We start from the raw sequence: 12,882 nt of genomic DNA, 5'->3' as shown, positions 1-12,882 counted from the left end.
GCCCGCCATCCGAGAGGATGACGGGCGGTTCGTGGTGCCGAGTGGGCTCAGACGCCGTAGTACAGCTCGAACTCGAACGGGTGCGGGCGCTGGGCCAGCGGCTTGATCTCGTTCTCGCGCTTGTACTGGATCCAGGTCTCGATGAGCTCCGGCGTGAAGACGTTGCCGGCGAGGAGGAACTCGTGGTCCGCCTCAAGTGCCTCGAGCGCAGCACCGAGCGATGCGGGCACCTGCGGGATGTTCTTGGCCTCCTCGGGGGAAGCTCGTAGAGGTCCTTGTCGACGGGCTCGTGCGGCTCGATGCGGTTCTTGATGCCGTCGAGGCCGGCCATCAGCTGAGCGGCGAACGCGAGGTACGGGTTGCCGGAGGCGTCGGGCGCGCGGAACTCGATGCGCTTGGCCTTCGGGTTCGTGCCCGTGATCGGGATACGGATCGACGCCGAGCGGTTACCGGCCGAGTAGACCAGGTTGACGGGAGCCTCGAAGCCGGGGACCAGACGGTGGTACGAGTTCACCGTCGGGTTCGTGAACGCCAGGACGGCGGGGGCGTGCTTCAGCAGACCACCGATGTACCAGCGGGCGAGGTCGGAGAGACCGCCGTAGCCGTTCTCGTCGTAGAAGAGCGGCTTGCCGTCGCTCCACAGCGACTGGTGCGTGTGCATGCCCGAGCCGTTGTCGCCGAAGAGCGGCTTCGGCATGAAGGTCGCGGTCTTGCCCCACAGCTCGGCCGTGTTCTTCACGATGTACTTGAACTTGAGGATGTCGTCAGCCGCGGCGACCATGGTGTCGAAGCGGTAGTTGATCTCGGCCTGGCCGCCGGTGCCCACCTCGTGGTGCGCGCGCTCGAGGATGAGGCCGGCGTCGATCAGCTTGAGGCTGATGTCGTCGCGGAGGTCGGCCTGCTTGTCGACGGGGCTGACGGGGAAGTAGCCACCCTTGTACGGCGTCTTGTTGCCGAGGTTGCCGCCTTCTTCGGCGCGGCCGGTGTTCCAGGCTCCCTCTTCGGAGTCCACCGAGTAGAAGCTCGAGTGCTGGTTCACCTCGTACCGGACGTCGTCGAAGATGTAGAACTCTGCCTCAGGCGCGAAGAACGCGGTGTCGGCGATGCCGGTGGAGGCGAGGTACTTCTCAGCCTTCTTGGCGACCTGACGCGGGTCCTTGGAGTAGATCTCGCCGTTGCGGGGGTTGTAGATGTCGAACACCATGATGAGCGTGCGCTCGGCACGGAAGGCGTCGATGTAAGCGGTGGAGACATCCGGGATGAGCTGCATGTCCGACTCGTGGATGTTGGCGAAGCCACGGATGGACGAACCATCGAAGAGCTGGCCGACGGTGAAGAACTCCTCGTCGACGGTGCTGGCCGGGATGTTGAAGTGCTGCTGCACGCCGGGAAGGTCCGTGAAGCGGATGTCGAGGAACTTGACATCGGTGTCCTTGATGAACTTGAGCACTTCGGAAGAATCACTGAACATGTGAATGGCTCCAAATGGGGTTGGTACAGGGAGGCTGCACAGCGCAGCCATCTGTGAGACTACGGGGAGGGGGTTACCCCGCCATGACACCCATGTTTCGTGGATGTTACGAGAATCCCCGCCCGAATAGAATGGCACAGTGCCCCACACCCCGCAGAATCCACGGACCTTCGGAGAGCTTCCTCCCAGCGCCTTCCCCGGTGAACGCCTCGGACTCCCGGAGAGCGGCGTCCGATCGGTCGCGCGGGTCGGTCGGCGCATCACCGCGCTCGTCATCGACTGGGCCATGGCGGTCGTCCTCTCCGTCGCGTTCTTCGCCTACGACGCCACCGCGACGCTCGTGATCTTCGCCATCATGCAGTTCGTGTTCATCCCGACCATCGGCGGCAGTCTCGGTCATCGCCTGTGCGGCATGCGACTCATGCCGCTGACCGGCGGTTGGGTCGGACTCTGGCGGCCGGCCGTGCGTACCGTGCTCCTCTGCGTGCTCGTCCCGGCGCTCGTCTGGGATTCGGACCAGCGCGGCTTCCATGACAAGGTCGCCGGCACGGTGCTCCTGCGGGTGCGCTGAACGCAGCCGGAAACGCGAACGGCCGCCCTCCGTCAGGAGGGCGGCCGTCGTTTCCGTACCGCGAGGTGTTCCGAGCGGGGTCGGTGGGTCAGCGCGCGCGCTGCGGGCGGACCCGCATCGGGTCGACGCCCTTCGGGATGGGGAGCTGCGTACCGAACGAGGACAGACGGTTGCTGACCGCGAGCACCTCGGGGTTGGTCAAGGACTTCTTGACCTTCCGGAGGGCGCCGGAGAGCTGACGGAGCTGCACGGAGTCGGCGTCGGGGCCGACGTGGAAGACCGTGATCGGCACGTTCGGGAGGATACGGGTGACCTTACGCTTCTCGTCCTCGAGCAGGCGTGAGGTCCGCGATCGGGGTCCTTCGGCGATCAGTGCGACGCCACCACGGCCCACGGCGCGGTAGATCGCGTCCTGGGTCTTCGGGTTCACGGCGACGGGCATCTCGCTGGTCTGCCACGAGCGCGGAGCAGCGCGGAGCACCTGGCCCACCGCGCCCGGCCGACCCTCGATCTGCGTGTAGACGACCTTGTCCGCGCGCCGGGTGAGGATGAACAGGGCCGCGAGGATACCGGCGAGCACTCCCGCGATGATCCACATGACGAGCGCGAAGATGTTGCCCGCCGAGAACAGCAGCGCGACCGCGACACCGATGAGCACCGGCAGGATGAAGCCGCCGAGCATCAACCACTGCGCCGCCTTGTCGTGGCGACGGGTGAGCTGGAACACCTGCCAGAGCTGCTTGATCCGCCCTGGTTCCTTCTGCGCCGCCGGGGGCGCGTCCTTCTGAGCCATGCTCCCAGGATAGCCGGTGACGGAGGGTCCTGATGCTGCGTTCTGCTCCACAGGCCGGCGGCGCGGGGAGCTTGTCCACAGCCGCGTGCGCCGACGCCGTCGGACGGGGCTCCGCGTCGGAGGATCGAGCTATGGAAACACTGCCAGACCCGTCGGCCACCACAACCCGAGTCGCCGGCCGTCGTCTCGTCCGGCGCTTGGGCGAGGGCCGGGAGTGGACGGCCTACTCGACGGTGCTCGCCCACGCCGGATCCGCGCACGGAGGGCGTACCGACCAGGCCGCCCCGGCGGGCGACGCCGTGCTGCTCCGAGCGAGGGCGGACGCCGCCGAACGCAACCTCTGGCGTCGCGCGGCCATCCTGTCCCGACTCGACCACCCGCACATCGTGAGACTCGTCGACGTCGCCGAGGATCCGAACGGCCTCCCGTGTCTGCTGGTCGAGCGGCTCGCCGGTGGCACGTTGGGAGAACTGTTGCGCCGCCGGGAGTCGATCGCTCCCGGTGAGGCCGTCACGATCCTGGCACCATTGGTCGACGCCATCCGCGCAGCGCACCTCTCCGGGATCAGCCACGGGTCGATCAACGCTTCGGCCGTGCGCTTCGCCGACGACGGCCGACCGGTCCTCTCCGGCTGGTCGGGCGCAGCTCCCGTGGACCACCAGACCATCGATGGTGGGCTCGGCCGCACCGCTCCGGCGTTCGCTGCCGATTGGACGGCGTTCGCGGGGCTCATGGACGGTGTCCTGCAGGCGACCGACCCCGACGAGACCCCCTCGACCGTAGCCTGGGCCGACGTCGTGCCTGAACTCGCCGACCACGAGATCGCCAATCGACTGCAACAGCGGATCCACGCCCTGGCACGACCGCTCCCGGTCCTGCTCGACCGCGTCGACCCGCCGTCCGCATCACCTGCCGATGCCATCCGTGCTTCCGCCGATCGCGCGCAGCGGACCGCTCCGCTCCCGCCGACCCGACGAGCCGCGGTCGAATCGAGGCGTCGGTCACGACATCCCGCGTCGTCGCTGCGTCGTCGTCTGGCCTGGCGACCCGGTCGAGGCACACGGGTAGCGGCCGCCGGCCGCTCGACGCCGTCCGTCGACTCCAGCCCGAGACGTCGTCGACTCGTGATCGGAGCGGCGGGCGCGGCAGCGGCACTGGTGTCGGCTGCGATGGTGTTCCTGCCGTCCGAAGACCCGAGCACCGCGATCGCGCCGACGCCGGCCGGTTCGGTCGGCCCGGCGTCCGCGGCGGTCACGACGATCGCGCCACCGGTGGAGACACCGACGTCAGCGGCGGACGAAGCCGGCGCCGTCGACGTGGTCACCGGTGACGATCCGGCGGCCGCGGCCCGCGAGCTCGTCCGTCGACGGGATCAGTGCCGCACGACGGGGGAGGAGGGGTGCGTCTGGGACTCCGTCGAACGCGGGTCCCCGTTCGAGGACGACGAGCACCTCGGTGTCGGGATCGGATCGATCGATGCGGCGAGTCTGGACCTCGTCGACCTTCAGGGCGACGCGGCGGTCCTCCGCGGCACGGCCGAGCCGTCCGAGACGGACGAGGCCGCCGCAGGACGACGACAGCCCGTCACGCTCCTCGTGGTGAGGGGCGAGACGGGCTGGCGTCTGCGGGAGGTGTTCACCGCCGGATGAGGCGATGCACACAGCGCGATCGGTTCGGGATCAGATCCCGAGCGAGTCGCGGAAGTCGCCTGCTTCGAGGCGGTTCTTCACCTGGACGAGGAAGCGTGCAGCGTCCGCGCCGTCGATGATGCGGTGGTCGTAGCTCAGCGCGAGGTAGACCGTCGAACGGATTGCGATCGCGTCTGCACCGTCGACCGTGACGACGACCGGCTTCTTCGTGACGATACCCGTACCCAGGATCGCCGACTGCGGCAGGAACACGATCGGGGTGTCGAACAGGGCGCCGCGCGAACCGGTGTTGGTCAGCGTGAACGTGCCGCCCGACAGCTCGTCCGGCTGCAGCTTGTTGTCGCGAGTGCGCTGCGCGAGATCGGCGATCTCGGCGCCGAGCTCGGCGATCGACTTGGAGCCCGAGTTGCGGATGACCGGCGTCAGCAGGCCACGCTCGGTGTCCACGGCGATCGCGAGGTTCTCCGTCTCCGGGTACACGATCTGGTCGCCATCGACGGTGGCGTTGATGATCGGGTACGTCTGGAGCGCCTCGCTGGCGGCAAGGGCGAAGAACGGCAGGAACGACAGCTTGTTGCCGGTCTTGGCGAGGAACTCGTCCTTGACGGCCGTGCGGAGTGCCGCGACCTTCGTGACGTCGACCTCGACGACGCTCGTCAGCTGGGCGGTGCCCTGCATCGAAGCGACCGCGCGCTCAGCGACGACCTTGCGCAGACGCGACATGGCCTTGCTCGTGCCACGCAGCTCGGAGACCTGGACGGTCGGAGCAGCGGGCGACTCCGTGGCGCCACCGGCGCTCTGAGCCTGCAGGACGTCTTCCTTGCGGATACGTCCGCCGACACCGGTGCCGGTGACCGTGCTGAGGTCGACGCCGTGCTGGTTGGCGAGACGACGCACCAGCGGCGTGACGTAACCGGAGTTGACGACCCTGCCGGCGGCAGGCGTTGAAGCGGCGGCCGGAGCAGCAGCAGGTGCAGCGGCAGGTGCCGGAGCAGCAGCAGGCGCAGCGGCGGGAGCCGGAGCAGCAGCGGGAGCCGGAGCAGCAGCAGGAGCCGGAGCAGCAGCAGCAGGTGCCGGTGCAGCGGCAGGTGCCGGTGCAGCAGCAGGCGCAGCGGCGGGAGCCGGAGCAGCAGCGGGAGCCGGCGCGGCAGCAGGTGCCGGCTCGGGCTCGGCCGCGGGAGCGGGCTCAGCCGGAGCGGGCTCGGCAGCAGCCGGTTCCGCGGCGGGCGCGGGCTCCTCGGCCGCAGCCGCACCCGAACCATCACCGATGGTCACGAGAGCGGTGCCGACCTCGACGGTCTCGTCCTCCTGGACGAGGATCGCTTCGATGACACCCGCGACGGGCGAAGGAATCTCGGTGTCGACCTTGTCGGTCGACACTTCGAGCAGCGGCTCGTCGACCTCCACGGTGTCGCCGACATTCTTCAGCCAGCGGGTGACCGTACCCTCGGTGACACTCTCGCCGAGTGCCGGGAGGCTGACGGATTCGCTCATGACCTTGTCTCCTTTGAAACCTGTTGTGTGTTCACTAGCTTATTGGGGTGTTCGGAATGCGTCACAGCGCGTGCAGGGGCTTGCCTGCGAGCGCGAGGAATGCTTCGCCGAGCGCCTCGTTCTGCGTGGGGTGCGCGTGGATCAGCGGCGCGATGTCCTCGGGGTAGGCCTCCCAGTTGACCGCGAGCTGGCCTTCGGCGATGAGCTCACCGACGCGGGCGCCGATCATGTGCACACCGATGACGGGGCCGTCGTTGACGCGGATGACCTTGACGTTGCCGCTCGTGCCGATGATCTCGCTCTTGCCGTTGCCGGCGAGGTTGAAGTCGTAGCTCGTGATGTTGTCGGCGCCGTACTGCTCGGCCGCCTTGGCCTCGCTGAGACCGACGGACGCGATCTCGGGGTCGCTGTAGGTGACCTTCGGGATGTTGACGTCCTCGATGATGACCGGCTTGAGACCGGCGATCTCCTCGGCCACGAAGATGCCCTGCTGGAAGCCGCGGTGCGCGAGCTGCAGGCCGGGGACGATGTCGCCAACGGCGTAGAGGCCGGGGATGTTCGTCTCGAGACGGTCGTTGGTGATGACGAAGCCGCGGTCGATGGTGACACCGACCTCCTCGAAGCCGAGTCCGGCGGTCGACGGGCCACGGCCGACGGCGACGAGCAGCAGCTCGGCGTCGATCGTCTTGCCGTCCTCGAGCGTGATGTGCACGCCCGAGTCGTCCTGGGTGACGCCCTGGAACCGCACGCCGAGCGAGTACTCGATGCCGCGCTTGCGGAACGCGCGCTCGAGGGCCTTGCTGATCGACTCGTCCTCGTTGGGGACGAGGTGGGGGAGTGCCTCGATGATCGTGACCTCGGTCCCGAACGACTTCCAGACGCTCGCGAACTCGACGCCGATCACACCGCCGCCGAGGACGGCGACCTTCTTCGGCACGAAGTCGAGCTGTAGCGCCTGCTCGCTCGTGATGACGCGGCCACCGATCTCGAGACCGGGGAGCGAGCGGCTGTAGGAGCCCGTCGCGAGGATCACGTTCTTGCCGGTGATGAGGTCGTCGCCGACCTGCACGCTCGTCGGGGAGACCAGACGGCCCTCACCCTCGATGGTGGTGATGCCGCGGGCCTTCACGAGGCCCTGGAGTCCCTTGTACTTCTTCGCGACGATGCCCTCGCGGTACTTCGTGACGCCCTCGATGTCGATGCCTTCGAAGGTGGACTTGACGCCGTACTTCTCCGACTCGCGCGATGCGTCCGCGACCTCGGCGGAGTGCAGCAGCGCCTTCGTCGGGATGCAACCGCGGTGGAGGCAGGTGCCGCCGACCTTGTCCTTCTCGATCATGCCGACGGTGAGGCCGAGCTGCGAAGCGCGCAACGCCGCAGCGTATCCGCCGCTTCCGCCTCCCAGGACTACCAGGTCAAAATTCTGCTCGGACACTCCGTTGCTCCTTGTGTGTGCTTCGTGGTCGATCGGAAACCGTCGTGGTGTGTTCGGCGGCGTCGAGGCGGGTCGAACCGCCCCCACCGACCTTACTACGGGTGGCTAATCTCCTCGGCCATTGCGAGGAGGGTGCGGACCGCGACGCCGGTCGGGCCCTTGGCGGTGAAGCCGTAGGGGGCGTCGCCGTTCATCGCACTCCCGGCGATGTCCAGGTGGGCCCACGGGATGCGGGTGGTGCCGCCCTCCTCGTCGGTACGCTCGGCGATGAACTCCTGGAGGAACGTGCCTGCGACGAGCATGCCGCCCGCGGTGGTCCCGGGCTTGGCGTTGGCGAGGTCGGCGACGTCGGAGTCGAGGACCTTGCGCAGCTCCGCGGGGAACGGCATCGGCCAGAACAGTTCGTCCACACCGGACCCGGTCGCGATGAGGTCGGTGACGAACGAAGCGTCGCCCATGACGCCCGTGTAGCGGTTGCCGAGCGCGACCACGGCGGCTCCCGTCAGGGTCGCCACGTCGATGATGGCGTCCGGGCCCTCCTCGCCTGCGGCGACGAGTCCGTCGGCGAGGACCAGCCGGCCCTCGGCGTCGGTGTTGGTGACCTCGACCGTGAGTCCGCCCCGGATGGTGAGGACGTCGTTCGGCCGGATCGCCGTGCCCGACGGGAGGTTCTCGGCGAGGCAGAGCCACGCGGTCAGCCGGGTGGGCACCCCGAGACGCGCGGCCGCGGCCAGGACCGCGAGCACGGTCGCCGCGCCGGTCATGTCGTACTTCATGCCGACCATCGAGACCGGCGGCTTCAGGGAGAGGCCGCCGCTGTCGAAGGTGATGCCCTTCCCGACGAGGGCCAGGTGGCTCCGGGCCGCCTCAGGGTGGTAGCTCAGCTTGACGAGTCGCGGAGGCCGAGAGGAACCCTGCCCGACACCGAGGATGCCGCCGAAGCCGTCCTCGGCCAAGCGGGTCTCGTCCCATTCCTCGACCTCGACGTCGAGGCCGTCGACCGCTGCTCGGGCCGCGTCGGCGAAGGTCGCCGGGTAGAGCTCGTTCGGCGGCGTGTTGACCAGGTCCTTCACGAGCGCGATGGCCTCGGCGACCGCGGTGGCGTGCTCCGCGAGCCCGGCATCCGGTGCGTCCACGGTCGACGGGACGACGACGGTGATCTGCCCGAGCGGTGTCGGTGCCGGCGCGGATCCGACACCGCGCGACGCGGTGTAGCGGTAGGCGCCGATGGCCGCCCCCTCGAGGACGGCTTCGGCGGCGGCGGCCGTCTCCTCCGCCAACGCGAACGCGATCGAGGCCTGGCCGTCGATCGTCCTGGTCACTGCACCCGCGGCTCGTCGGAAGGCCGCGTCGTCCGCATCCGGACCGAGGCCGACCAGCACGAGACCGGACGCCGCGCCGAACCGGTCCGGGAGGCGTCGCACCTGGTCTTCGGATCCCGTGACACCGGAGGCGCGCAGCTCGTCCGCGAGCGGTGCGTAGACATCGGGCGCCAGGAGCTCCGGTCCGTCATCGCCCTTCCTCACCGCGAGGACGAGCAGCTCGGCCTCGACTCCCTCGGCGGCGGCGGACAACACGGAGAGCACGGGGATCGTCATGCCTACATCGTAGGCACGTGCCGTTCCGGTCCGAGGCGGGGCCGCCGGTGTTCGCTCTCGGCGGTACCGCCGACGCTCGGAGGGGAAGGGCGCTGCGACACCCCCGTTTAGAGTTGAACCATGCCTACGCCTGACGACCTCTACGAGGTGCACCCGGAGATCGACATCCCCGCCGGCCTCCACCTCGTCGCGGGGCTCACCGGGTTCTCCGACGCCGGCGGCGCGGTCGGGCAGTTGAACGCCTACCTCGACGACGTCCTCGACACGACGGTCATCGCCGAGTTCGACGCCGACGTCCTGCTCGACTACCGGGCCCGCCGGCCGATCATCTCGTTCGACCAGGACCACCTGACGGAGTACCGGCCACCTCGGCTGACCCTGTCGCTCGCCCACGACGAGCTCGGGTCGCCGTTCCTCCTGCTCACCGGTTTCGAGCCCGACTTCCTCTGGGACCGCTTCGTCGCGGCTGTGCTCGAGCTCGTCGACCGCTTCCGGGTCAGCGACACCACGTGGGTGCACGCCATCCCGATGCCGGTCCCGCACACCAGGCCGATCGGCGTCACCGTCAGCGGCAACCGGTTCGACCTCATCGAGTCGCTCTCGGTCTGGCGCCCCCGCACCCAGGTGCCGTCCAACGTGCTCCACCTCCTCGAGTACCGCCTCTACGAGCGCGGCGACAGCATCGCGGCGTTCGTGCTCCTCGTGCCGCATTACCTCGCCGACACGGAGTTCCCGGCCGCGGCGATCACGGCGATCGAGAGCCTCAGCGCGGCGACCGGCCTCATCTTCCCCACGGACCGCCTCCGCGAGGACAGCCGCGACTTCCTCGTCAAGATCGACGAGCAGGTCGGGACCAACCACGAGCTCGGCCAGCTGGTCACGACGCTCGAGGAGCGGTACGACGCCTACATGGCCGACAACTCGCCGAAATCGCCGCTCACCGACATCGACGGGGCGCTCCCGACGGCCGACGAGATCGCCGCGGAGCTCGAGAAGTTCCTCGCGAGCCGGCGCCACGGCGACGAGGACCGCTCGACCACCTAAGCTGGATCGGTGGGATCTCGACGCGTCTGGTGGGTGTTCGGCGTCGGGGTGTTCGCCTACCTCATCACCGTCATGCAGCGGTCGACGCTCGGCGTGGCAGCGGTGGACGCCACTGAGCGGTTCCAGATCGACGCCGCCGCGCTGTCGACCCTCGCCGTCGCGCAGCTCATCGTGTACGCCGCGATGCAGGTCCCGGTCGGGGTGCTCATCGACCGCCTCGGACCTCGCGTGCTGATCCTCGCGGGGCTGGCGGTCGTCATGGCGGGCCAGGTCTGGCTGGGCCTCACGACCGAACTCGGCGGCGCGATCGTCGGCCGGATGCTGGTCGGCCTCGGCGACGCCGCGGTGTTCACCTCCGTGTTGCGGCTCGTGAACTCCTGGTTCCCGACCCGTCGGGTGCCGATCGTCTCGCAATGGGTCGGCAACATCGGGCAGATCGGACAGATCCTTTCGGCGGTGCCGTTCTCCTTCGTCCTGCACGCCTTCGGCTGGTCGCCGGCGTTCCTCAGTGCGGCCGGACTCGTCCTCCTGGCGCTCGTCGGGGTGGTGATCGTCGTCCGCGACCGGCCGTCCGGTTCCGACGAGGCGCCGCGCCCCGAGACGTGGGGCCACGTCGTCCGCGAGGTCGTCATCAGTCTGCGTCGGCCAGGGACGCGTCTCGGGTTCTGGTCGCACTTCGTCACCCAGTCCTCCGGTACGGTCCTCACGCTCCTCTGGGGCTTCCCGTTCATGGTCTACGCCCTCGGCTACCCGCAGCCCCTCGCCGCATCGTTGCTCATCGTCATCGTGGTCTCCGGCATGATCGCCGGACCCATCCTCGGGGTGCTCACCGCCCGGTTCCCCTACCGGCGGAGCAACCTCGTGCTCGGGATCGTCACGGTCATGGGCGTCGCCTGGGCCGCACTCCTCCTCTGGCCGGGCGTCCCACCGATGTGGCTCGTGATCGTCCTGTTCGTCGTGGTCGGAGTCGGCGGCCCCGGTTCACTCATCGGGTTCGACTTCGCCCGCACCTTCAACCCCATCCGCGCGCTCGGCGGGGCGAACGGCATCGTGAACGTCGGAGGGTTCCTCGCCAGCTTCGTCATGATGTTCCTCATCGGTCTCATCATCGACGCGGTCAGCGGGGGATCCCGTGCCGACTACTCCATGGACAGCTTCCGGATCGCCTTCTCCGTGCAGTACCTGGTGGTCGGATTCGGGGTCGCGATGCTGCTCGTCGCCCGGTCCCGCACGCGGAGACGCTTCGCCGAGGACGAGGGCATCGCCGTCGGTCCGCTGTGGATCGCTGTCCGTGCCAGGCTCGGTCGCCGTCGCTGAGCGTTCGCTTCGTCCACCGATCCCACCCTTGACAAACGGCCTGTGGCTCTGAGGTCTTCCGCCGCGCGCTATAATGGAACACGGACCCGTTCACCTCTCGGAATGTCGGCGGCCCTTTTCGGGTTGCACTGCACCAAGACTTGACATGGGTCCTCGTAATGTCCGAAATCACGGACGATCCGGCGATGACTGTCCATGCCGGGTCCGAACAGGAAGGTGCAGCTATGGCCACCAAGACGGCTCGCGCAGACGAAGCAGCGCCAGCAGACGAGGCCACGGAGGCTCCCGCAGCGAAGGCTCGGACCACCAAGGCCACCACGACCCGAGCGAAGGCTGCTCCCAAGAAGGCCACCCGCGCCAAGGCGGGTACGAAGTCGAGCACGGAGCCCGATGAGGGCACGGACGACGAGGACGTCGTCGTCGAGGTCGTCGCCGACGACGCCGTGGTCGACGCGCCCGCAGGCGACGCCACCGAGGCGGTCGAGGAGGAGGACGACAAGTCCGTGCCGGAGATCACCCTCCCCACCGACGCACTCGTGCTCTCCAACAGCGACGACGACGAGATCCCGGTGTACTCGGCCGCGATCACCGGCGCCACCGCCGACCCGGTCAAGGACTACCTCAAGCAGATCGGTAAGGTCGCGCTCCTCAACGCGGCCGAAGAGGTCGAACTCGCGATGCGCATCGAGGCGGGCCTCTTCGCCGAGGACAAGCTCGCCCAGCTCTCCGACCTCGAGAAGCGCTCGCGGGTCGGCCGTGAGCTCCAGTGGGTCGCGAAGGACGGCGCCCGTGCCAAGAGCCACCTCCTCGGGGCGAACCTCCGACTCGTCGTGAGCCTCGCCAAGCGGTACACGGGCCGCGGCATGCAGTTCCTCGACCTCATCCAGGAGGGCAACCTGGGCCTCATCCGTGCGGTCGAGAAGTTCGACTACACCAAGGGCTTCAAGTTCTCCACCTACGCGACCTGGTGGATCCGTCAGGCCATCACGCGCGCCATGGCCGATCAGGCGCGCACCATCCGCATCCCGGTGCACATGGTCGAGGTCATCAACAAGCTCGCCCGCGTCCAGCGGCAGATGCTCCAGGACCTGGGCCGCGAGCCCACGCCCGAGGAGCTCAGCCGCGAACTCGACATGACGCCTGAGAAGGTCATCGAGGTCCAGAAGTACGGCCGCGAGCCCATCTCGCTGCACACGCCCCTCGGCGAAGACGGCGACAGCGAGTTCGGCGACCTCATCGAGGACACCGAGGCGGTCGTGCCGGCCGACGCCGTCAGCTTCACGATGCTGCAGAAGCAGCTGGAGTCGCTCCTCGACTCGCTCTCCGAGCGGGAAGCGGGCGTCATCCGGATGCGCTTCGGCCTCGGCGACGGCATGCCGAAGACGCTCGACCAGATCGGCGACACCTTCGGGGTCACCCGTGAGCGCATCCGGCAGATCGAGTCGAAGACCATGGCGAAGCTGCGTCACCCGAGCCGATCCCAGTCGCTCCGCGACTACCTCGAGTAGGA

9 protein-coding genes and 1 pseudogene are annotated in these 12,882 nt (G+C 68.6%); 5 read left to right on the top strand and 5 right to left on the bottom strand.

From position 1 onward, the window contains the following. Positions 1–47: 47 nt before the first annotated feature. Positions 48–1,471: pseudogene (gene glnA / locus ACZZZB_RS00215) on the bottom strand (type I glutamate--ammonia ligase). A gap of 139 nt (positions 1,472–1,610) precedes the next feature. On the opposite strand from glnA, the gene ACZZZB_RS00210 reads away from it, so the two are divergent. Then, positions 1,611–2,042, top strand: a complete 432-nt coding sequence (locus ACZZZB_RS00210) for an RDD family protein (RefSeq protein WP_086473339.1) — start codon at positions 1,611–1,613, stop codon at positions 2,040–2,042. 88 nt (positions 2,043–2,130) lie between these two features. Here the strand turns inward: ACZZZB_RS00210 and ACZZZB_RS00205 are convergent, their stop codons facing one another. Next, complete coding sequence (locus tag ACZZZB_RS00205; protein ID WP_071260054.1) at positions 2,131–2,835, bottom strand: DUF4191 domain-containing protein; 705 nt, start codon at positions 2,833–2,835, stop codon at positions 2,131–2,133. Between the two features lie 131 nt (positions 2,836–2,966). Here ACZZZB_RS00205 and ACZZZB_RS00200 point away from each other — a divergent pair, with 131 nt between their 5' ends. Then, positions 2,967–4,484: a protein kinase domain-containing protein gene (locus ACZZZB_RS00200; protein WP_463528685.1), complete on the top strand. Its 1,518-nt coding sequence runs from the start codon at positions 2,967–2,969 to the stop codon at positions 4,482–4,484. A gap of 30 nt (positions 4,485–4,514) precedes the next feature. On the opposite strand, the gene ACZZZB_RS00195 is transcribed toward ACZZZB_RS00200, so the two are convergent. The 3 genes from ACZZZB_RS00195 to ACZZZB_RS00185 all read right to left on the bottom strand — a co-directional run bounded on the left by ACZZZB_RS00195 (position 4,515) and on the right by ACZZZB_RS00185 (position 9,011). Next, positions 4,515–5,978 (bottom strand): 2-oxo acid dehydrogenase subunit E2, encoded by a 1,464-nt coding sequence (locus ACZZZB_RS00195; RefSeq protein WP_463528684.1) that lies wholly within the window; start codon positions 5,976–5,978, stop codon positions 4,515–4,517. Between the two features lie 61 nt (positions 5,979–6,039). Next, positions 6,040–7,413: a dihydrolipoyl dehydrogenase gene (lpdA, locus tag ACZZZB_RS00190; RefSeq protein WP_064293772.1), complete on the bottom strand. Its 1,374-nt coding sequence runs from the start codon at positions 7,411–7,413 to the stop codon at positions 6,040–6,042. Between the two features lie 95 nt (positions 7,414–7,508). Next, the gene (locus ACZZZB_RS00185) at positions 7,509–9,011 is read right to left on the bottom strand and encodes a leucyl aminopeptidase (protein WP_202938308.1); all 1,503 of its coding nucleotides are present in this window, start codon (positions 9,009–9,011) and stop codon (positions 7,509–7,511) included. Between the two features lie 120 nt (positions 9,012–9,131). Here ACZZZB_RS00185 and ACZZZB_RS00180 point away from each other — a divergent pair, with 120 nt between their 5' ends. The 3 genes from ACZZZB_RS00180 to ACZZZB_RS00170 all read left to right on the top strand — a co-directional run bounded on the left by ACZZZB_RS00180 (position 9,132) and on the right by ACZZZB_RS00170 (position 12,880). After that, a complete protein-coding gene (locus ACZZZB_RS00180) occupies positions 9,132–10,055 on the top strand; it encodes a proteasome assembly chaperone family protein (protein WP_079705876.1) in 924 nt (307 codons plus the stop codon). Positions 10,056–10,064: 9 nt separating this feature from the next. Next, a complete protein-coding gene (locus ACZZZB_RS00175; RefSeq protein ID WP_463528683.1) occupies positions 10,065–11,372 on the top strand; it encodes an MFS transporter in 1,308 nt (435 codons plus the stop codon). 185 nt (positions 11,373–11,557) lie between these two features. Beyond that, a complete protein-coding gene (locus tag ACZZZB_RS00170) occupies positions 11,558–12,880 on the top strand; it encodes an RNA polymerase sigma factor (RefSeq protein WP_079706303.1) in 1,323 nt (440 codons plus the stop codon). Positions 12,881–12,882: the final 2 nt, after the last annotated feature.

It is taken from the genome of Plantibacter sp. AC185, assembly GCF_979258065.1.
The sequence above is the reverse complement of the archived record's forward strand: the minus strand, read 5'-3'. Positions and strand labels throughout refer to the sequence as shown.